The organism is Candidatus Ulvibacter alkanivorans (assembly GCF_003333325.1).
GTDB classification, from domain to species: Bacteria; Bacteroidota; Bacteroidia; order Flavobacteriales; family Flavobacteriaceae; genus Ulvibacter_A; species Ulvibacter_A alkanivorans.
The window spans coordinates 1-23,438 of sequence record NZ_QOLC01000101.1 but is presented as its reverse complement, the minus strand read 5'-3'; the positions used below and the strand labels follow the sequence as shown (position 1 = coordinate 23,438).

Below are 23,438 nucleotides of genomic sequence, written 5' to 3'. Positions count from 1 at the left end.
GTTGGGGTGCATACCGAAGTGGCCGTAGGTATGATCTTGGCCGATCCGTTTTCGGATGAAGGAAAAGGAGTAGACCCATCACGTAAACACTTTTTTGTACCCGCAGCTTCTTTGTTGCTAAAGTTCGGCTCTCGAAATGCGACCTTTTACAATGAGTTTGTCGATCTGGGCTTCGGACTTAATTTTGCGGCGCCCGATTTCGACACCGATGGAGTACCGGAGTTCGGAACCGGTATAATCGTTACGGCATTTAGGGATATTTTAAGTGTAGGTATTAATTACAATGTAACATTAGACACGCCCTATTGGTTCTTTGGCGTGAATTTACCCTTTAATATTCCCGGGATTCCTATTAATACCGTAAAAACGAATTAACAATTAGCTCTTAGCTGTACTATTTTTTGAAGTATTTTAACATTGGCTGTTAATGTATTATAATGTCCTTCGGAAAGTCTATATGAATAGGTATCTTTCTACTTATAACCTTAAAAATCAATGTTATGAGTCAAGATAATCCAAGTCCGGAAAAAAAGAACCAAAAGATAGAAGAAATTGCCATCGATAAGAAAGAAAAAGAATCTGATGGCCGTGAAATCAATCACCAAGTAAAGCAACGAAGAGAACAGCATCAACCCAGAGATACTGCATAACCTTCAACGCAAATAAACCATCACTAAACCTTCAGCATTTGCTGAGGGTTTTTTATATTGTTACCTCTAAAAGCAGCATTAGTAACCAACTCATTATTACGAATACATCCCTTTCCGAAGTAAAAAACAATTTAGAGCAACGTAGCGAAAGTGTAGTACACCACTGTACACAACAGCAAGATGAGCCCGGCGGCGAGGAAGCGTAACGACAGATTTACATTCCTAAATTTAAGTGTGGCGATCTTAGACACTATAAATATTTGTTGTCCCAATTGTTGAAACAATCTGTCTTCGTCTATACTTATCTCATAAAAGGTCTTAGAAAACTCGCTTACGTTCCCAAATTTTGTGATGACATCGCGAAAAAAGAAGATATTCTTGTCGTATTTCGCTTCTATACGCGGTATAAAACAACGAATGCTAAAATAGATGGAAGCAACGGTGCAAATAAACCACAATCCTAACAGCACGAATAAAATAAATTCGTTCGGGATGTCGGCGAGCATAATGGATACACTTTGATAAATAAAATTTAAGAGGATCCCGTAGAACGATAAGATGAGGCCGGCTTTAAGTTCTGACGCCTTTATCAAGCTGGTTACATAATTAATGCTGCCCCAATAATGATCGACGAGATCGTCGGTATGTTTGTTCTTTTCGGGTGGGTTTGGTAATTGCTCTGATTGTTCCATATGGGATGAGATGTTGGAAAATTAATTTATTCTAAAACTTCGTAAACTGCTAAAGGTGCCGATTTGTTCTTCATCGTAATTTCACCCAACTTATTACACTTAAAAGCCTCACTTACTTGTTTGTAACAGTCTTCGCAGATCACGATCTGGTTCTCTTTAGCGGCATCCTGTAATCGAGCGGCCGTATTTACCGTATCGCCTATGACAGTATAATCCAATCGTTTTAAACTGGCAGAACCGATGTTCCCTGAGATCATTTCACCGCTTTTAATACCTATAGAAACCTTAGGCCTAAATCCATCTAGCGCTTCGGTTTCGTCAACTTGATTGATCCGGTTTCGAACCGCTAAGGCCGCATCTATCGCCCGATCTAAATGATATTCACCTCTAAAAACGGCCATTACTGCATCGCCAATAAATTTATCGATAAAGCCATTGTGTTCCATAATTTCATTGACCATAATATCGAAATACGTATTGATCATTTTTACGACTGTATCTGCAGGAACAGTCTCACTTATTTTGGTGAATCCACAAACATCGATAAACATTACCGTTGCCTCGATCGTTTCATTGGCCAACAATTTGGTTTCGTACTCACTGCTACCCATAAAGTTAAGCACATTCTCATCGACATACATCTTTAGGATATTATTCTCTTTAATGGCGCGCAGTGTGTCTTTAATCTGTTCGGTATATTTAATGGTCTTTTCTATGGTGATAATAAGGTCTTCAAAATTGATGGGTTTGGTAATAAAATCGAAAGCACCGCGATTCATGGCAGTTCTAATATTCTCCATATCACCATAGGCCGATACTATCACCGATTTTAGTAATGGCTTGTATTCGCTCAACTTACTTAACAACGTAAGTCCGTCCATTTCGGGCATGTTGATATCGCTTAGCACAATATCAACCTCCGGTTCGGCATCGATCTTTTCTAACGCGTCTACACCATTGATCGCAAAAAGAAATTCATATTTTTTCTCACGAATTTGCTTTCGGAATTTCTGTTTGATCAGGGTCTCCAGATCGGTTTCATCGTCGACTACTAATATCTTTGTCATGAGTTGGTCGTTTTTAGTTTATCCTTTAGCAGCTTGAAGTCTAAAGGTTTGGTCAAAAAATCATCGGCCCCTAATCGTTTGGCCGTGTTGTAGTTCTCGTCATCGCCATAGGCTGTAATCATCATCACGGTTGGCGGTGGTTTTTGATATTCGGTCTTGATATGCTCTAACAGCTCCAAACCACTCATTCCGGGCATGTTGATGTCAGAAAGTATTAATACCGCTTCATGCGTGTGATCGTTAAGGTAGTTAATTGCTTCTTCGCCCGAAAATGCAAACGCAAATTCTACTACACCCGATCGGATCTCTTTTCGGAATCGTTGTTGAAAAAGTGTCATTACATCTTGCTCGTCGTCTACCACTAATATTTTCATTGCGTTATGTTTTAGGAAGGGTGATCGTAAATGTCGTACCCTTAGTTTCTTTAGTTGCTACTTCCAAGGTGCCATTATGCGCCTTTGTAATAATGTCGTAACTCATGCTCAATCCCAATCCGGTACCTTGTCCCGTAGGTTTTGTGGTGAAAAACGGCTGAAAGATCTTGTCCACGACCTGCTGTGGTATCCCATTGCCGTTATCGGTCACCACGACTTGGACCGAATTTTTTTTATTTCTGGTTTCTAGACCAACTGTTGGTTGATATCCATCAATGGCTTGCTTCTTTTTCTCGGTCACCGCATAAAAGGCATTGGTCAACAGATTTAGGATCACACGACCAATGTCCTGTGGAATAATGGGCACCTTGCCCACAGAATCGTCAAAATTAGTTTCCAGCGTCGCATTAAACGATTTATCCTTGGCCCGCAGTCCATGATAGCTTAATCGCAGGTATTCATCGCACAAGGTGTTCAGTTCGGTAGGTTCTTTGGTCACACCACTGCTTCTACTATGTTGCAGCATCCCTTTTACAATGCCATCAGCACGTTTACCATGATGATTGATCTTTTCCAAGTTTTGCTTGATGTCCTGCAACAAGGCTTTCACTTCTTCCATATCGCCTTTCGCCAGTTCTTCATCGATTTCTTCTATGAGTTCGTTGCTTACTTCGGAAAAATTATTCACAAAATTCAACGGATTCTGGATCTCATGTGCAATACCTGCTGTTAACTCTCCAAGGCTTGCCATTTTTTCGGATTGGATGAGTTGTTTTTGGGCAGCCTGTAAATCGGAGAGCGTTTTCTCCAGACGTATCTTTTCGTCCAGTAATTTAGCCGATTGTTCTTCTCGTACCTGAAGATCTTGAAATCGCTGATAAGCAAATGTGAAGACATTGCGGAAACGATCTAAAATACTCTTCTGATCTTGGCTTAATATACCAAAGTTAGAAATACCAACAGCCCCATTTCCAAAGGCATATAGTATGTAGGCGACACTATCGGTCTTCAACAAGCGTGGGTCATCCGCTTCGCCGTTCTTTCGGCGCATCTCAATCAAATCTTTTAATTGCTGTCCTTCGAGAACCATTTCTGAATACCCATCAGTGGTTGAGGCAATCACCCGTAGTTGTTCTTCTAAGGTAGGATCATCATCATAGGACATCAAGGTAACGGTGCCTCCCATTTCTTCGGAATAATCGTAGTCCAGAAAGGTTTTATCGTCTTCATTATTTACATCGATAAGTGCATTGCGAATATCGCTGAAACCTAATTCTACCAATTGCTCATATAAGGCTTTTACTATATGCAACAAATCGGTAGATTCTACCATGCTAAGTGCTACAGAGCGCACTTTTTCAAGAGAAGCTTCAATTTTGGCTTCTCGTGCCTGTGCCTCGGCATTTGCCAGATCGGTATATCTCTTATACGCAAATGTGAACACATTTCGGAATCGTTTTAGTACCGTTTTTTGTTCATCGCTTAAAACTCCGAAGTTAGAAATTCCAATTGCCCCATTCCCAAACGAATAGAGGTTATACGTAAGATGATCAACCTCATGAAGTCGCGGATCGTCTTGTTCGCCGTTACGTATGCGCGTTTCGATAAGCTCCTTTAATTGTTCACCCTTAAGTTCAATTTCAAAAAAAGCATCGTTGGCAGATTGTGTCTTTTTAATTTGTTGCTCGATCACTGGATCTCCGTAGTAGGAGAATTCGGTGATGGCACTGGACATATCATGAGAATAATCGTAATCTAAAAAAGTCTCGGTTTCATCATTGTGAATATCGATAATGGCATTGCGAATATCATTAAATCCAAGCGCTAATAACTGCTCATACAACGCTTGCGCTATCGCAAGCATGTCTTCCGATTTTTGTAGCGTCAAAGCAACAGAACGTACTTTTTCAAGGGAAGCTTCTATTTGAGCCTCACGTGCTTGCTCTTCTGCTTTTTGTAAATCTAAGAACCGCTGATATGCGCTACCAAACTCCTTAGCGAACTTAATTACAATCTGTTCCTCTTCTTCGGTAGCAGGTTGGGTCTGGTTCATTCCAATATATCCAAAAGGATGTTTTCCAGCTGTATGGTAGATGCCATCTGGATAATCGTCTGGTGTAATTCGGGATTCTTTCGGCATGGAGGCGAACGATTCGTGGAACACCTCCCAAACTTCGGGCAATTGTTCTTTCGGGAAATGAAGCTTGTTGATAGCGGTGGCCTTATCGGCCTTCCAATTTTCAATAGTTTCTTCCCAGTTGTCCATGGCATCGAGTGCGACGGTTTGTTCGCCAAAACTTCGATTGCCAAATTTTCCGGTTTCACGAAAGGTGAAAGTGTTGTTTTCTAAATCCAACACGGTCATATGGGTGCTCATGGGTATAATGCCCAATACATCGAATTGTTCGCATAACACGGTTAGAACTTCATCCAACTCTTCCGAATCGTGCATAGCCATGGCGCGTGCACGAACACGCTCCAACGACAGCTGTATTTGAGATTCACGGGCCTGTGCCTCTGCTTTTTGTAAATCAAGATATCGCGTATAGACTTGCTCGAACACATTGGCAAATCGTGGTAAGATGGCTGCCTCTTCAAAATGCTTCAGCGAAGAAACCAAAATATATCCATGTTTAAACGAGGCACCGTAGTCTATTTCCCAAGGAGGTGCCTCCGGCATTGGCGTATTATTATGCTCAAGATCCTTCAGTACTTTCTGCGCAGCGGGCAGATTGAATATATCCAGAAAATGCTGTTCGATAAAATCGCTCGGAATCTCTATCGAAAACAATTCGGTTCCTTTTTTCCATTCGTCATAACGATACTGGTGAATGTAATCCAAATCGATGGGCACGATAAATGGACTCATCATTCCCGCTTTTGGTATGCTATGCCATTGCTCTACATGCCCGGGGTGTTTATCACAGAAAACGATACCGGTAGCAAATAAATCGCCACCGAATTGGCGTAATTGATTGAACATTTCGGTAGTTACCTTGCTCAGGTCAGCACTACTTTGCATACCCATAGACTGTGATCTCACCCGCTCCAACGCCGCCTCAATCTTTGCTTCTCTTGCCTGTTCTTCTGCTCTTTTCAGGTCTAGAAAACGAGTATATGTTTGTTCAAATACTTTTCCGAAGCGCTTAAAGATATCGTGTGCCTCGGGTACACGTTCATAGGTAATAAACAATAAAAAACCATTGGTAAATTTTGCCAAATGATTTACCTGAAAGGTTGGCAACGAGATATCGGCTTCCTTCAATTGTTGAAACGTTGCCTTTAGGTCGGGCAAGCTTTGCATATAGTCATAATGTGCTACCAAATCAGTTCCACCTTGTTCGTACACAAAAAAATCCTCATTATTCAAAATAGCATTGTGCCATGGTTTTAGGCTTTCATGCTCTGTTAGCGGGAGTACAAATGGCGATTGTATCTCACCTTCGCTGCTCATGATACAGATACTCGATTTTTTATCTTCAGAAAGTATGTTGTACCCACAACTCCACGCCGGAATTCCTAAATTCTGAACTTCGGTGAACAGTACATTGGCCGCTTCCGGCAATTCATCACTATGTTGCATGGCCATGGTTCGACTTCGTACTTTTTCCAACGCCATTTCAACTTGGGCTTCTCGTGTTTGTTTTTCGGCTCTTTGTAGATCTTCAAATCGTTTATAGGCCAAATCGAAGGCCGCACCCATTTTGCTAAGTATGGTTTCCATTTCAGCAGTAGGAGGATCGAGCACATCGATGACCAATTTACCGTTATTCAGCTTTTTAACGGCATGGTGTAAACATTTTAGGTTGGTAGTTTCAATAAACTCCTCAACTTCTTTTGATACCTGTGATTTATCATTTTCATGCAGCCATACAAGGATTCGTTCAAAATCTTTAGCCTCCTGTTTTTCTAAAAAGTAGTTTTCGGGATTTTCCCAAACTCGCTTAATGTACAAGTTAGGATCCTTTTTCTTTAGCTTAAATGTAATATCGAACGGAATTTGATACCCTTCGTTGTCTTTTTCCAAAGTCGATAGATCCCACATGCGCACCTTATCTTCCCCTTCCTTTAAGAAGATTGTGGCCGCTATAACATTGGGAATTTCTAAGGCCATGACCTCCTCTTTGAGCTTGGCTACGACCTCCATAATTTCTCCAGATTTATGCATCGCTAAGGCTTTGGCTCTTACTCGTTCTACGGCAAGATTTATCTGAGCTGTTCGTGCTTGTGTTTCCGCCTTCTGAAGGTCCATAAAACGAATAAAAGCTTGCTCGAATACTTTAGCGAAGCGTTTAAGGATATCTTTTTCTTCTTCGGAAGGCAAATTCCCTTGAATATTAGGGATCATAATGGCCGAATTCTTAGACCAAGCCCATGCAATTCCATGACTCTCACTTTCTAGAATAACTTTTTTGTATTCCTCGGGGAGTTGGCGGTAGTCGGAATGTTCAAATGCATGACTAAAAAATGCGTTCTTAACTTCGAATGAAAATTCTTTAGCGAAATAATCGTCTCCTCTGTCTTTAGACATCCATGCTTCATCAAAAAGTTCATCTTCGAAGTAGGGTAGTTTATACGGAACCGATGGATGCGAGGCATCTTCGGTAGCCGTCCAATGGATCACATCTTTAGAATCTTCAAAATAAGTGCAAATAACGGCTCCACCGGTATCCAGGATGACACCGGTATTTTTTAGTTCTTCGGCCACCACCTGCACTACCTCTTGTAGTTCGTCTGTTTTATGCATTGCCAACGAACGAGATCGCACTCGTTCTAATGCAGCTTCAATTTGTGCTTCCTGTGCCTGAGCTTCTGCTTTTTGAAGGTCTAAGAAACGTGTGTAGGTACGTTCAAATTCTACACTAAAGCGTTCAAGTATTTGTTTTTCTTCATCACTAATCTGGTGTTTTATATTAATTCCAAAACAGCCATATTTCATAAAGGCTTCGGCATAGTAAAGTCCGTTTGAAAAGTAATTTGGATTTAAATTTTTTGCATCTTTTAGCAGTTCTTCCCAAGCGGTAAAAAAAGTCTTTACTTCTGCGGGCTCAATATGATGGGTATGTACTGAAATTCCACTCGCCCAATCCTTAAAACAAGAAGCTGTATAGGGCTCTGATTTGTCTAAAGGATAAACGATCGCTTTACTTTTAATTTCGTGACTTCCTTTTTTTTCTGAATTCCATGCGACCCAAAACTGATGTTCACCCTTTTCTTCATCGGGCAGCCACACATATGAAAATTCGGTGTTTATACCCAACATTTGCAATTGTTCGTGAAAGACTTTTGACGTCGCATCCAATTCATCTGAATGTTGCATCAGCATACTTTGGGTACGAGTGCGCTCTAAAGCTGCTTCAATCTGTGCTTCTCGTGCCTGGTCTTCAGCCTTTTGAAGATCTAAGAAGCGGGTATAGGTCTGTTCGAAGACTTTCGCAAATCGCTTAAAAATATCATGTGCATCAGGAACTGTTTCTCTCGTAATAAATAAGAGATACCCATATTTGAAATACGCAACATGATCAATCTGATAGGTAGGAAAGGAGCCATTCGTACGTTTTAATTCTTTTAATACATCACCCACCACCGGTAGTGTGCTCATAAATTCGTAATGCGATTGTATCTCATCTCCAGTGATTTCTTTTATAAACAATGTAGCTCCGTTTTGTCCTTTGTCGTAGTACTCTTTAAATATTCCTACTCTTGGAACTGTATAGGTTGGCAGGATTCCGGCTTCATTCCCAAACCATTCTGACGAATCATTCTCGTTATATATATTAAAAGCACAACCCCAGGTTTTAATTCCTAATTGCCTTACTTGCTGATCTAACAAATGCGAAGCTTCTTGAAGTTCATCACTATGCTGCATCGCCATGGTGCGCGAACGTACTTTTTCTAAAGCTGTTTCTATTTGTGCTTCTCGGGCCTGTGCTTCCGCTTTTTGTAGGTCTAAAAAGCGGGTATAAGCCTGTTCGAATACTTTGGCAAAGCGTTTAAAAATGTCTTCATACTTATAAGGAGCCGTAGTAATCACCAACAAGTAGCCTTGTGAAAAATAGGCGGCGTGCCATTTCTGCCATGTAGGAAATTCGATGCCACTATCTAATATTTTCTGAAAGATAGGCTGAACAGAAGGCACCGTAAGCATATATTCGTAATGAGCCTGAAGATCTTTTCCTCCTTTTTCAATAGAAAAGAGTTCGAGACCGTCCTGCCATCCCTGATACATTTGTTGATGAGCAGTATCGGTCGTATTTGGAATCTTTAAATACGGCATGATACCATCCTTGTTCACAAACCAAAATTCATCGGTATCACTATTTTCGGTACAGAACGCAAATCCGGTGCCCCACAATTCGCCTCCCAACGATTCCAATTGTTCAAACAATATTAATGCAACCTCACCTATCTCATCGCTTTGTTGCATGGCCATGGTGCGAGACCGTACTTTTTCGAGCGCCAGTTCTATCTGCGTTTCCCTAGCTTGTGCTTCTGCTTTCTGAAGGTCCAAAAATCGACGGTAGGCAAGATCGAAAGCACCCGCGAAACGCTTTAGAATATCTAGCGCTGCTTTTGGTGGATTTTCAATTACACCGGGTAAACTGTAGCCGATTTCGCCATGGGAAGTGCGTGCGATAATGAATGTTAATCCGCCAATATGCTGAATATCTTCTTCGGAAGGTGCATTAGGGTCGGCTTGCTTATACTGCCCATAGGTATTCATGTTATCGATATACTGCCAGGCTTCAGCAGCATCTAAAGCCAATACGAAGGTGGGATCATCACCTTGTTCCCAAGCCGCCAGATCTTCCATTTTGTCGTGCACGAACTTTGGAATATTAATCACCATTCCAACTCGGCTGCCATCTTCCGAAGTCATAGACATTTCATAAGAATCTTCCAGCCACTGCATATGCCAGAAATAATCGGCTTGGTGCCCTAACGAAATGAATTCGTTGCGCATTGCAACCACAATATTGAAAAGGTCTGTTGAGGCTTGCATCGCGGTTACCTGCGATCTAATACGTTCTAGGGACAGTTCAATCAAGGTTTCTTTGGCTTGTCGTTCAGCTTTTTGAAGGTCTAAAAATCGCTGATGTGCCAGATCGAAGGCACCGGCAAATTTGACCAATATAGCGATGTCTTCTTTCGGGGGTTTGGTGACAACACCCGGTAAACTATAGCCAATTTCTCCGTGCGTTGTTCGCGCCATGACAAATGTCAGGCCACCAATATGCCTAATGTCATCATGAGTTGGTGCTTGTGGGTCTATATGCTTAAAATCCCCCAAATCGATCATTTTATCAACATAATCGATGGCAGCGTCCACATCCATTGGGTAAACGACCATAGGTTGGTTGCTCTTTTCCCATTTGGCCAATGTTGGAATATTACCATGAATATGTCGCGGTAGTTCCATTACAAAACCAATCTTGCTTCCATCGCCGGAAGTCATTGCTTTTTCATACGTTTTTGGCAACCACATCATATGCCAGAAATAATGTGCCTCATGCCCAAGTTTAATAAACTCATTTCGCATGGTCACCACGATATCTAGCAGATCTGAAGAGGATTTCATAGCGACGGCTTCGGCGCGAATACGGTCTACAGCACCTTCAATTTGCAGCTCTCGATTCATTAGTTCAAGCTCTGTGGTACGTCGCTGTATGGCTTCCCTTAATTGCTGATTCTCTTCATTTACCTTATCGAAACCAATGGTTTCGCCGGATTCAGTCTTAGAATCGGGCGTTGAAAAATGTTGGTAGATAAAGCGCCACCCCTCTTTGTTTTTTCTTAGTGTGTTCGAAAACCGGAACCTTCCGTAGTACGAATAATCGGAACCATTTAAAAACCAAGCGTCAAAAACATGAGTTATAAACACGAGATCACCAAATTTCTCGATAGTTCGTGACTCGTTCCTTAGATCGCATTTGCCTGCTAATTGCGCTGCGGTGTCGGCAAAGAATTGTGTGGTGTCGGTTCGGTTTAAGAATTCTTCGTTCGCAGTAGAACCAATAAAATGAAATGCATCATCGAAATATGAGTCGTAGGTGGTCACATCGCCATTAAGATAGCTGTGCAACCAGGTGTCGTAGACGTTTAGTACCTCCGTTTCGGTTTTCTTAGATACTTTCATAATCAGTTAGTTATCGGTAATGAAAATACGAAATCTGTTCCTTTTTTGTCTTCCGTAGATACACGTAATTCGCCACCATGCGCTTTTACGATATCATAACTTAGGCTAAGCCCAAGTCCTGTGCCTTGTCCGGTGGGTTTTGTGGTGAAAAATGGTTGAAAGATCTTATCCAAAACAGCCTTTGGGATACCATTTCCATTATCTGAAATTCGAATACTCACGGTATCGCTTTCTGCTTTGGTTACCACAGTTACGATTGGCTCATAGCTGTCGGGATGTAGTTTTTTTCGTTCAGAGACGGCATGAAAGGCGTTGGTCAACAGATTGAGTACCACACGACCTATGTCTTGCGGCACAATGGCTGCAGTCACTTCGGAAGGGTTATACGATGTTTCCAACTTTACGTTAAATGACTTGTCTTTTGCGCGTAATCCATGATAGGCCAAACGCAAATATTCATCGACAAGCTCATTGATCTTGGTGACTTCTTTTTCGCCCTTACTGCTTCGGCTGTGAAGCAGCATCCCTTTTACGATGCCATCGGCACGTTTGCCGTGATGATTTATCTTTTCTAGGTTTTGGATCACATCGTTCGCGATCTCGTTGACCTCATCATAATTACCCGCGGCTAATTCTTCTTTCATTTCCTCCAGTAATTCTTGGCTTACTTCGGAAAAATTATTGACGAAATTCAACGGATTCTGAATTTCATGGGCAATACCAGCCGTAAGCTCTCCAAGACTTGCCATTTTTTCTGACTGAATAAGTTGGGCTTGTGTGGCCTTGAGTTCTTCTAAGGATTTACTAAGCGCATTGTTGGTATCTTCTATCGATTTTCTTTTTTGTTCAAGTTCCTCGATGGTTTCTTCCAATAGAATAGCGGTAGTGCGCTTCACTTTTTCGGTGCGCTCTAATTTAAACTCTGAAATGGTTAGGGCGCGATCGGCATCCTTCACATACTTTGTAAGACTGGTTTTTTCTGCTTCGGAAAGATCTTCGGTCGTATTCAGAAAATCGATTATGTATTGATGGTGTTCGTTCATAGATGTACCCGACTGTTTTTTATTTTTCAGTTAACGTAACCCAGCAGCACGCGCCGGAGTGAAAATTTTGTTTGCCATTCAACGACCTTCCAATTTCTCCATAGGTAAAGAAACCAGCCATGGGTGTTTGCCAAAGTTGAGCGAGACCTTCGTTTTCTTCGGTGACCAACGGTCCTAACACCGGAGGTCTTCCTGCACAAGAAAAGACTAGCAATGCATCGGCCTGCTCATTGGGGGTGTTTTTTATAAGATTGGCTTTCTCTAACGTTTCTTCTACAATTTCGAATTCCGGTGGTTTGGTAAACCAAAACCGGGTGCCTACAGGCATCTCAATATCGATGAACAAGGCATTTTCGTCCAGATCGATCTTCATTGGACTCTTGAGGATGGTTTCATTGTTGTTTCTTTCTACTATAAAGGGATATTCGAAAGATAATTCCTTGATTAGGTCGTAGCCCCCTTTGTCTTCAAGATCTTCTCGTCCTAAATATTTAAGATACATTTCTACGGCAGGCTTATTATCAATTTCGTATAAAAGATTGCCCTTACTTTTGGTAACGGTTCTAACAATACCCATAGGTTTCCAACCGGTTATGGCCATTCCTTTTATTTCGATTTCGTCTGCATTAAGCACAAGCGCCACCATGCCACGGTCAGTCTCTTTCTTTTGTGTAAATACAAATGTGCCCTTTAAGGTCCAGTCGTCACCAGCCAACCCGCCAAAAAAAAGTTTTTCAGGACCTAGTTGTTGTTCTAAATGGGTCACGAGTTCGTCACCGTTAAAAAAGGCTCCATTTCTATCCATACCCGTACTACACAAAATTATTGATGGATTTGAATATAATTTCAACACCTTTTCGGCTAAACTTTTAGCACCTGCTTCTATGGTTTTATCATAAATAGGTTCGATCAAAATCGTAAAGCTTTCTTTAGGAATGGCTAATAGCAAGATGGCTATTTGACCTTTTGTTTGGTTGCCAGTACTAAATTCGCCGCATGAGGTAGCACCGAGGATATCAATTTCGTTCGATTGAAACAATTCTCGAATCGCTGCCCGATCCTGTACTACGGAAATAAATATGATAGCTAGGGTAGGTACAAAACCATCTGCCATAGCATCTTCTAATGCTGTTTTAATTTCGGTTGTTGACGCACCGTGAATTGATTTTGACCTCATATCTTATTTATAAGTTATTTTACGTTTTCCAAATATTTGATTCGGCTATCTTTTGATAGCGCGCTGATGAATATTGGTCTTATTTTTCTTTTAATGCTACTATACAGCAGGTATTGTTGTGATACTCATTCTTCCCAGTTCTGGATCTTCCGAATTCACCATAAGTAAAAAATCCCACCATGGGCGCGTTCCACACTTGCTGCACCTGTTCTATTTCGTCTTTCATTAGCACTCCGAACGATAAATGCCTACTTACACATGAAAACATGATCAAGGCATCGGCTTGTGCTTGGGTATTGTTCTTAATGCTTTCACAATCTGAAACAACAGTATCGATAGAATCGAAATCCGGAGGCAGCGAAAATTTTACCTTAGACCCTTGGGGAACATTCCCGGCACAGATAATTGAACGATCCTTACAATTTGCAAACATGGCCGAACGAATTACGGGTTCTGCATTCTCTCGTTCCAATTGCAACGGATAATACCAAGAACTTAATAGCGATACCACCTCATCTTTTACTTCAAACGTCACTTCAATCCCGAGATACTTTAGTAACATATCTAATGCGGGCTTATCGTCTATGGTATAGACTACATTTCCTTCACTTTTGGTAACTGTTTTTGCAGTTCCAATTGGTTTCCATCCACAGGTAGCGATACCTCTAACATCTATTTTGTCTTCATCGATAATGAGTGCTACAAGCGCATTCTCTTTACTTTTATCGTTCGTAAAAACAAAAGGAGCTTCGAGTAGGAGGTCATCTCCGGCCTTTCCGCCAAATATGGTCACTTCTTTATTTTGGGAATTACCAAAGCCTTCTGTAATTCCATTTACTATATGCTCGCCATCTAAAGCCACTCCGCCAGTAGCAATTAGGAAGGCCGGATTGTTAAAGCTGCTTTTCCCTATAACCCCTAGTTTTTTTGCACTTTCAAAGCCATTTTGTGTACTAGCTTCAATAAACTCCAATTTAAAATAGGCCAGATCCATATCGAGCAGCATCAATACAATACCACCTTCCTCAATTTGTCCATCGATAAACTCACCTGAAGTTGTAGCCCCAAAAATTGTAATATTCTTTGTGTTCAAAATACTTCTTACCGATTCACAATCTTGTTTGACCGACAAGAATACGATTGCTAAGGTAGGTCGAAAGTCATCAGAAATTGCCTTGTCAATTTCATTACTAATGGCTTCGGTTGAACTTGCTTTTATTGTTTTTGAGGTCATTTTATTGTGCTTAGCTTACTTTTCTTTTAAGGCTACTATACAGCATGTATTATTATGAAATTCATGTTTTCCTGTCTTTGATTTTCCGAATTCGCCATAGGTAAAGAATCCGACTAGCGGAGCGCCCCATACATTTTTCACCTGTTCAATTTCTTCACTCATTAAGATTCCGAAGGATAAATGACGGCTTACACAAGAAAACATGATAAGAGCATCGGCATCTGTTTGGGTGTCTTTTTTTAATTCGGTACATTCTTCCACTACTTTTTCAATAGCGTCAAAATCGGGTGGGAGTGAAAACTTTACTTTTGATCCCTGCGGAATATTACCTGCACAAATAAGAGATCGTTCCTCTCGATTGGCTAACATGGCCGTACGCATCACCGGAGCCACACCTTCACGTTCCATCTGCAAGGGATAATACGCTCCAATTTGAGTTACAATTTCTTTTCCGGAATCAAAATCATAGTCTACGCCCAAATATTTTATGATCATATCCAAGGCAGGTTTATCGTCAATGGTATAGACAATATTCCCTTCACTTTTGGTAATTGTTTTGGTGGTACCAATAGGTTTCCACCCGCAGGTAGCAATGCCGTTCACTTCAATCTTGTCTTCATCGATAATAAGTGCTAACAGCCCTTTATCACTATACGCATTATTGGTAAACACAACAGGTCCAGATAAACTCAAATCGTCTCCGGCCATCCCACCAAAAATGGTCACATCGGTACCAAATCCGTCTGCGATATTTTCGACTATGTTCTCACCCTCATTACTAAGCCATCCAGAAACTATAATAAAGGCAGGGTTCGTAAACGTTTCCTTACCTAGAACACCAATTTGTCTTGCATTCTCGCTAGTGGTTTTATCCCCGGTTTCGAGAAATGCTAGTTTAAAATGATCGGATGTTAAATCTAATAACATAAGTGTGATGCTGTGTTCTTCTATGGTGCCATCGATAAATTCACCAGCAGTAGTGGCACCAAATACTTGAATTCCCTTACGATCTAGTTTTGTACTTAATTCCTTAAAATCTTGTTGAATCGAAAGAAAAACAATAGCCAAGGAAGTTTTATGACCGCTAAGAATTACTTCTTCTACAGACTTCATAACGTCTTCGACGTATTTTCCTTTAATTGTTTTTGCGATCATGATAATTAATTTGTTTTCGTCGTCCCAATTAAAACAATAGCACCACCGGTTGCAAAATTTGAAAGATCGTTTGACGTTGCTTGCCCTTCAGGAGAACTCATAGTTTCTTGCATTTGCTCCGGACTTGAAAAGTACAATTCTGCCATACGATAAAAATCTCCTTTCTTGCCATCGGGAGTTCCAAGCAATTTTGTATACTCGAGTTTCGCGATTCCTTTCATATTAGCTACCAGAGGTAAGTGTTTATTCTTGTAATAATCTTCAAAGGCCTCTACATTTTCTGGGTGACCGTATAAAACAGTAATCTTATGCATATGTTCGGTTTTAATTATTTTTCTTTGAGAGCAATACAGCAGGTCGTTAGATTGTGCATCTCTAGGTTTCCACCTGTAGCCCGACCCAATTCACCATTGCTGAACATACCTGCCATGGGCACGTTCCAAACATTCTTAACACCTTCTATTTCCTCACTCATTAATGGCCCTAATGACAATATTCTTCCCGCACAGCTAAACACGATTAGCGCTTCTGCTTCCGGCATTTTGGTTTCTTTTAAGTTTTGTACACCTTTTACCACTTTTTCCATTACATCGAAATCGGGAGGTAGCGAAAATCGAACTTTGGAACCTTGGGGCACAGTACCACTGGTGTAAAAAGAGTGGTCGTTCCAGTCTACTACGAGTCCGGGTCGCATTATAGGATCGCCTTTTTCTCGTTGCAATTGTAGTGGAAAATTTCCGGCTAGATCTACCAGTAAATCCTTGTTATTGGGGCTAATGTTCTCTAATCCGCCGTATTTTGTTGTTATTTCAAGAGCAGGCACATTGTCTATCGTATACACGTGATTGCCTTCACTTTTGGTAACCGTCTTTTCGGTTCCCACAGCTTTCCAACCACAAGTTGCAATGCCTTGTAAGGCGACTTTTTCTTCGTCTATCGCCATACAAACCATAGCTTTTGAACTAATTTGTTTAGTTGTAAACACCAGTGTTTCTGAAAATGCATAATCATCACCTGCACAACCACCGAAGATTGTAACATCACTGCCAAGAACTTGCTCCATGCCTCTTAGCACTAATTCTCCATCGGTAGTGGGATCGCTTAACCCTAGAAGAAAAGCAGATTTTTTAAAGTTTCGTTTTGCTTTAGTAGCAACCTGTATCGCCACTTCTTTGAAGTTATTCTCTGGAAACTCTTCGAAGTAAATATCGAAATACTCTTTTTTAAGGTCTAATAAAAGGATGGCAGCCGTACCTTTTTTAGGTTCTTCATCGGTGAATTCTCCGTTTGTAGTAATACCAAATACTTGGATGCCTTTAGAATCGAAAAGTTGTCTAATTGCTGTTATATCTAAATGTATAGAGCAAAAAACAATTGCTACGGTGGGTTTGAAGACGTTAGAAAGGCTTTGTTCGAACGCTTTTTTTATAGATTCGGTCGAATCCCCCTTTATCGATATTGCCTTCATAGTTTGTCTTTTTTAAAATAAAGTAAGCTTCGGTAAAAGATAGGTAGGGGATACGATCTATCAATCTAGAACTGAACTAATTTACTGAAATTTTTGTTATCCGTTATAATTCATTCAAAATACGACCCTTATGCATTGCTCTTTTAGTGTCCTGACCTTAATTAAACTAGAAACAACTAGCTTCAATACCAATTTCCATATTAATTAATATTATGAAGATCTGAAGTAAGTAGTTCTACCTAATTTGAAGCATGTTTATTGATTTCTTTTACCCTTAACGATTCGTTAAATTGTATCGATTTAATTAAATTATTCTTAATTTAGCCGTTAGTGAAGCAAGTGCTACATAAAATAGTATCCATTTTTTTGGCGGCAATCGTCCTTATGACAACGATGTCGTTTACGGTGGATATGCATTTTTGTGGTGAAACATTAGTTGACTTTTCATTTACACAGCAAGTAAAGACCTGCGGAATGGAAACAAATCAAACCGCTTCGAGTTGTGAAAAAGTTGCAGCCAACAAGTCTTCATGCTGTACCGATAAACAAGTAGTTAAAGAAGGAAGCGAAGATCTTAAGATCTCTTTTGTTCAACTTTCATTAGAACAACACGTATTTCTCACGGCATTTACTTACACTTACCTAGATCGATTTGAAGAAATCGACACTCAAGAAACTTCTTTCCAAGATGCTGATCCGCCCTTTGTCAGGCGGGACTTGCAGGTATTACACCAGACATTCTTAATTTGATTTATTAGATAGTCCCAATATACTTGGGATATTAGCCCTGCGATACCTCGTTGAGGGCATGTTGTGTTGTTGCAACTTGATAAGTACAACCACACAACATATTGTCTAACTATCTAATAATAAAATCAAATGCTGAATAAGAGCATAAAATTTCTAATCGAGAATAAGTTAGTCGCTGTACTTTTATTTCTACTATTCGTAGGATGGGGTATCGTGAATGCGCCATTTAATTGGAATACCGGTATCCTACCAACCGATCCCGTTGCTGTAGACGCAATTCCCGATATTGGAGAAAACCAACAAATTGTTTTTACCAAATGGCCGGGTAGATCTCCACAAGATATCGAAGATCAAATTACGTATCCACTCACAACCTCTTTGTTAGGTATTCCAGGAGTAAAAACCATTCGAAGTTCTTCAATGTTTGGGTTTTCAAGTATCTATATCATTTTTGAAGAAGATGTTGAATTCTATTGGTCACGAAGCCGCATATTGGAAAAATTAAATTCGTTACCCAGTGGTTTACTTCCCAACGATGTAAATCCGTCGCTTGGCCCGGATGCCACCGGGTTAGGTCAGATCTTTTGGTATACATTAGAAGGTCGCGATGAAACCGGAAAGGTGACAGGTGGATGGGACCTCCAAGAATTGAGAAGTATTCAAGATTACTACGTTAAGTACGGTTTGTCTTCCGCTAGTGGAGTTTCGGAAGTAGCCTCTATTGGTGGATATGTTCAAGAATATCAGGTAGATGTAGATCCCGAAAAGATGCGACAATATAATGTTGGCCTAGATGCGATAGTGAGCGCTGTAAAAAAGAGCAATCAAGATATCGGGGCTCAAACATTAGAAATTAACAAGGCTGAATATTTAGTAAGAGGATTGGGCTATGTAAAATCGATCGAAGATATTGCAAATGCCGTTGTAACTTCCAATGATTTCACTTCTTTACGAATAAAAGATGTTGCCCATGTACTTTTGGGACCTCAAACTAGAAGAGGGATTTTAGATAAAGAAGGTGCTGAGGTGGTAGGCGGTGTTGTTGTAGCCCGATATGGTGCAAATCCATTAGAGGTGATCAATAATGTTAAGGAGCAAATTGCTGAAATCTCATCAGGACTGCCTTCAAAGACCTTGGCCGATGGGCGTACTTCACAACTAACCATCGTACCGTTTTACGATCGAACAGAACTTATAAATGAAACGCTACATACCTTAAATGAAGCACTCACACTAGAGATATTAATAACAATTTTGGTTATCATCGTGATGGTGTTCAATCTTCGAGCATCGATTCTTATTTCTGGATTATTACCGGTTGCTGTTTTAATGGTATTTGTAAGCATGAAACTATTCAATGTTGACGCAAATATTGTTGCGTTATCGGGTATCGCTATCGCCATTGGGACCATGGTAGATGTTGGGGTGATTCTCGCCGAGAATATGATCCGGCATTTGGAAGATAAAAAATTACGGTTTCGTGAAAATGGAGTTGCGTATACTTCCAACGAAATAATCTATAACGCTACCACCGAAGTTTCGGGCGCCATATTAACGGCTGTACTTACGACCATTATTAGTTTTTTACCTGTGTTTACAATGATTGGGGCCGAAGGTAAATTATTCCGACCACTTGCCTTTACTAAAACAATGGCACTCACCGCTTCCTTGATCATAGCACTTTTCTTAATCCCTCCTTTTGCCGCCTTCTTATTTCGAAAGCGCTCGCTTCGCGAACGAACTAAATATGGTATAAACAGTGTATTGATCCTTTTAGGGATCACTACCATAATTTATGGTTACTGGATTGGGTTCATATTGATAGCGTTTGGCGTTGTAGGGATATTGAGTACTCGAACGATTATCACTACAAAGCGAGCGAATCTATTGCATATTGGAATCTCAGTCTTGGCCATTGTATTTCTGTTGGCCGAATACTGGCGTCCACTTGGATTCGATCGTAGTATATTGATCAATTTGATATTTGTAGCCCTTATTTGTTTTGGTCTTTTGGGACTATTTTCTCTTTTCAGAAATTATTATCATTCGATATTAAAATGGGCGCTTCAGAATAAAGTAATATTCCTATTAATTCCAACAACGATCTTGGTCTTAGGGGTCGTCATTATGCGTAATACGGGCAAAGAATTCATGCCTGCGTTAAATGAAGGTTCATTCTTACTAATGCCAACCTCTCTTCCCCATGCAGGAGTAGAGGAGAACAAACGTGTTTTACAGCAGTTGGATATGGCCGTTGCGAGTATTCCTGAAATTGAAACTGTTGTTGGTAAGGCCGGGAGAGTAGAATCGGCACTTGATCCTGCACCACTATCCATGTACGAGAATGTAATTCAGTATAAATCGGAGTATATGCGAAGTGAGACCGGTAAACCACGACGCTATAAAGTAAATGATGCAGGTTTATTTGTTCTGAAGGACGGTAGGTTCAATATAAATCCGAACAATACCATAGACGATACTGTTAATTATAAAGCTTCGCAGCTAACAACTTCTGTGACTCGAGACGATCTAATTCCAGATGAGGACGGAATGTATTATCGAAATTGGCGACCCGAAATACAAAGTCCCGATGATATTTGGAACGAGATAGTACAGGTAACAAAATTACCTGGAGTGACCTCGGCCCCAAAGCTTCAACCCATAGAAACACGTCTCGTGATGTTACAAACAGGGATGAGAGCACCTATGGGCATTAAGATCAAGGGGCAAAGTCTCGAACAAATAGAAGCTTTTGGACTGGAATTAGAAGCTATTTTAAAACAAGTAGAAAGTGTAAAGAATGAAGCGGTTTTTGCAGATCGTATCGTGGGTAAACCGTATTTGCTTATTGATATTAAAAGAGAACAATTAGCACGTTACGGCTTATCTATCATGGAGGTTCAAGAAGATTTACAAGTGGCCGTAGGCGGTATGCCTCTTACGCAAACAGTAGAAGGTCGAGAACGGTATGGGATACGGGTGCGTTACCCTAGAGAATTGCGCGCTAACCCCGAAGATCTTCGTGCTATCCATGTACCGGTAGCCAATGGAAGTCCGGTGCCCCTAGGAGAGTTGGTAGATATTCGCTACGAGCAAGGCCCACAAGTAATTAAAAGTGAAGATACATTTTTAGTTGGCTATGTGCTTTTTGATAAGTTGGATGGTTATGCCGAAGTGGATGTGGTAGAAAGTGCGCAGGAATTGATCCAACAAAAAATAAGCAATGGCGATCTCATCGTGCCACAGGGAATAAGCTATAGATTTACCGGTACGTACGAAAACCAGCTTCGCGCAGAAAAGACACTGTCTATTGTAGTTCCTCTGGCGCTACTCACTATCTTCTTGATTCTTTACTTTCAGTTTCGTTCCGTTTCCACATCACTAATGGTGTTTACAGGAATTGCCGTCGCATTTGCCGGTGGATTTATAATGATCTGGTTGTATGGGCAAGACTGGTTTATGAATTTCGAGTTGTTTGGTGAGAACCTCAGATCCTTATTCAATATGAAGACCATTAACTTGAGTGTAGCCGTGTGGGTCGGATTTATTGCGCTCTTCGGAATAGCTACCGATGATGGAGTGGTGATGGCGACCTATCTTAATCAAACCTTTACTCGGGAAAACCCAACGGATGTTAAAGGAATAAGAGCTGCTGCTTTAGAAGGTGCCGGCAAACGAATCCGACCATGTTTAATGACTACTTTCACTACCATTCTCGCATTATTACCGGTGCTTACTTCCACAGGAAAAGGTAGCGATATCATGATCCCTATGGCCATTCCCATTTTTGGGGGAATGATCATAGACGTAACATCCTATTTTTTGGTTCCGGTATTGTATAGCTGGAAAAAGGAATACCAACTTAAAAGAGTAAAATCATGAAATATATTAAGTCCATTTTATTAGTGCTTTTTATTGCTTCGGAAGGGGTTGTTCGGGTCGATATTAATTTGAAGTTCATTCGAAACTTCGTGGTGTTATTGTGTATGGCAATACTGCCTTTGACCGGAAACGCACAGCAATTACAATCGTACATTCAAGAGGCGACACTAAACAATCCAGAGGTCCAAGCACTAGAATTGCGTTACACTATTTCCGAAGAAAAAGTGAATGAAGCCAATTGGTTGCCCAATACCGAATTAAGTGCGGGCTATTTTGTAAGTGAACCCGAGACCCGAGTAGGAGCACAACGCGCACGAATAGGTGTAAAACAGATGTTGCCCTGGTTTGGAACGATCACTGCTCGCGAAAACTATGCGACATCGATGGCAGAGACTGATTACGTCGAAATTGCTATAGCTAAGCGAAAAATTGCATTAAGTGTGACACAATCGTATTACCGTTTGTATGGAATACGAGCAAAAATCGATGTCCTCGACGCCAATGTCGCCTTGTTGGAAACCTATGAACAACTCGCTTTAACATCGGTGGAAGTGGGAAAAGCTTCCGCCGTAGATGTGTTTCGACTCCAGATTAGACAAAATGAACTGATACAGCAAAAAGCGACCTTAGAAGAAGCATTAAAAGCAGAAAAGATCGTATTTAATAATATACTCGATCGAGATGCCACTGCAGCTATTGAAGTGATAGCTCTTATGGAAATTCCTTCCGAAGACCCTATACATACCATGGATCAATTAGCGCTCAACCCGGAATTATTAAAATACGATAAGCTCTATGAATCTGTGCTGCAATCTGAAATTTTAAATGAACGTGAAAGCCTACCAATGATAGGGCTTGGTTTAGATTATCTTCCTGTAAGCGAACGGACCGATGTAGATTTTGATGATAACGGGAAGGATGTTGTGATGCCGATGATTTCGGTCTCTATTCCATTGTTTAATGATCGGTATAAATCCATTTCCAAACAAAATAAATTACGTCAGCAAGAACTTGACGAACAAAGAGCGCAACGGTTCAATCAACTAGAGTCTGCATTAGCTAGAGCCGTCTCGAATCGTAATAAAGCACGCATCGCTTATACTACGCAAGTGAGCAACTTACAACAAGCTAAAGATGCTGAAGAGATTCTGATAAAGAATTATGAAACAGGAACCATCGATTTTAACGATGTGTTAGACATACAAGAACTACAGTTAAAATTTCAGCTTAACCAAATAGAATCGGTACTGTCCTATTATATGGAACAAGCATTAATAAACTATTTAATTAACTAATTGTGGTCAAGGATTTTTTCATAAAGAATATGGTATGTGATAGATGTATCAAGGTCTTGGAGGACGGACTTAATAACCACAATATCGAATTGTTACAAATCGAATTAGGTCGTATGAGACTTGATATTAAAAGCGATAAGGAAATCGAAATATTGAAAATACTACTTGAAAGTAATGGCTTTTTCCTTATTGGCAGTGCCGAAGAAGAACTCACAGAACAGGTCAAATTAGAACTGATAAAAGCATTACAGAAATTGCCTTTGGAACTCAATGAGAAGTTATCCGTGTATTTGGCAGATGCATTGGGTAAAGATTACTCAAAAATTAGTAAGGTATTTTCCTGTACCGAAGGAATCACTATTGAAAAGTATTTCATCAAACTTAAAATTGAAAAGGTGAAAGAACTGGTCCAGGCCAACGAACTCAATTTTACTGAAATTGGACAACTTTTGGGTTATAGCCATATCAATCATTTGAGTGGTCAGTTTAAAAATGAGACGGGAATGTGCTTGAC

16 protein-coding genes are annotated in these 23,438 nt (G+C 40.5%); 6 read left to right on the top strand and 10 right to left on the bottom strand.

From position 1 onward, the window contains the following. On the top strand, nt 1–375 hold a 375-nt coding region (locus tag DWA30_RS13350; RefSeq protein ID WP_168421778.1), incomplete at its 5' end, for a hypothetical protein. A 125-nt stretch (nt 376–500) separates the two neighbouring features. Next, the gene (locus DWA30_RS13345) at nt 501–650 is read left to right on the top strand and encodes a hypothetical protein (RefSeq protein WP_168421777.1); all 150 of its coding nucleotides are present in this window, start codon (nt 501–503) and stop codon (nt 648–650) included. Nucleotides 651–781: 131 nt separating this feature from the next. Here the strand turns inward: DWA30_RS13345 and DWA30_RS11885 are convergent, their stop codons facing one another. The 10 genes from DWA30_RS11885 to DWA30_RS11840 form a co-directional block, all read right to left on the bottom strand. Then, the gene (locus tag DWA30_RS11885) at nt 782–1,342 is read right to left on the bottom strand and encodes a Pycsar system effector family protein (protein WP_114492766.1); all 561 of its coding nucleotides are present in this window, start codon (nt 1,340–1,342) and stop codon (nt 782–784) included. A 26-nt stretch (nt 1,343–1,368) separates the two neighbouring features. Further along, nucleotides 1,369–2,409, bottom strand: a complete 1,041-nt coding sequence (locus DWA30_RS11880; RefSeq protein ID WP_114492765.1) for an adenylate/guanylate cyclase domain-containing response regulator — start codon at nt 2,407–2,409, stop codon at nt 1,369–1,371. Continuing rightward, nucleotides 2,406–2,783: a response regulator gene (locus tag DWA30_RS11875; protein ID WP_114492764.1), complete on the bottom strand. Its 378-nt coding sequence runs from the start codon at nt 2,781–2,783 to the stop codon at nt 2,406–2,408. The genes DWA30_RS11880 and DWA30_RS11875 overlap by 4 nt, the downstream gene beginning before the upstream one ends. 4 nt (nt 2,784–2,787) lie before the next feature. After that, a complete protein-coding gene (locus DWA30_RS11870; RefSeq protein WP_114492763.1) occupies nt 2,788–10,920 on the bottom strand; it encodes an ATP-binding protein in 8,133 nt (2,710 codons plus the stop codon). Between the two features lie 2 nt (nt 10,921–10,922). After that, nucleotides 10,923–11,963 (bottom strand): sensor histidine kinase, encoded by a 1,041-nt coding sequence (locus DWA30_RS11865; RefSeq protein ID WP_114492762.1) that lies wholly within the window; start codon nt 11,961–11,963, stop codon nt 10,923–10,925. 19 nt (nt 11,964–11,982) lie between these two features. Next, nucleotides 11,983–13,140, bottom strand: a complete 1,158-nt coding sequence (locus DWA30_RS11860) for an FIST signal transduction protein (protein WP_114492761.1) — start codon at nt 13,138–13,140, stop codon at nt 11,983–11,985. Between the two features lie 79 nt (nt 13,141–13,219). After that, nucleotides 13,220–14,374: an FIST signal transduction protein gene (locus tag DWA30_RS11855; RefSeq protein ID WP_114492760.1), complete on the bottom strand. Its 1,155-nt coding sequence runs from the start codon at nt 14,372–14,374 to the stop codon at nt 13,220–13,222. Between the two features lie 15 nt (nt 14,375–14,389). Continuing rightward, nucleotides 14,390–15,529 (bottom strand): FIST signal transduction protein, encoded by a 1,140-nt coding sequence (locus tag DWA30_RS11850; protein ID WP_114492759.1) that lies wholly within the window; start codon nt 15,527–15,529, stop codon nt 14,390–14,392. Between the two features lie 5 nt (nt 15,530–15,534). Next, nucleotides 15,535–15,843, bottom strand: a complete 309-nt coding sequence (locus tag DWA30_RS11845; RefSeq protein WP_114492758.1) for an EthD family reductase — start codon at nt 15,841–15,843, stop codon at nt 15,535–15,537. Nucleotides 15,844–15,857: 14 nt separating this feature from the next. After that, the gene (locus DWA30_RS11840; RefSeq protein ID WP_114492757.1) at nt 15,858–16,997 is read right to left on the bottom strand and encodes an FIST signal transduction protein; all 1,140 of its coding nucleotides are present in this window, start codon (nt 16,995–16,997) and stop codon (nt 15,858–15,860) included. A gap of 330 nt (nt 16,998–17,327) precedes the next feature. Between DWA30_RS11840 and DWA30_RS11835 the strand changes: the two genes are divergently transcribed. From DWA30_RS11835 to DWA30_RS11820, 4 genes are all read left to right on the top strand, one after another. Then, entirely contained in the window at nt 17,328–17,747 is a 420-nt protein-coding gene (locus tag DWA30_RS11835; protein ID WP_438829901.1) for an HYC_CC_PP family protein, read from the top strand. A 129-nt stretch (nt 17,748–17,876) separates the two neighbouring features. Further along, the gene (locus tag DWA30_RS11830; protein WP_114492755.1) at nt 17,877–21,629 is read left to right on the top strand and encodes an efflux RND transporter permease subunit; all 3,753 of its coding nucleotides are present in this window, start codon (nt 17,877–17,879) and stop codon (nt 21,627–21,629) included. 104 nt (nt 21,630–21,733) lie between these two features. Then, nucleotides 21,734–22,924, top strand: a complete 1,191-nt coding sequence (locus DWA30_RS11825) for a TolC family protein (RefSeq protein ID WP_245933909.1) — start codon at nt 21,734–21,736, stop codon at nt 22,922–22,924. Nucleotides 22,925–22,926: 2 nt separating this feature from the next. Further along, nucleotides 22,927–23,438: helix-turn-helix domain-containing protein (locus DWA30_RS11820; RefSeq protein ID WP_136073196.1), on the top strand; the 512-nt coding region annotated here is incomplete at its 3' end.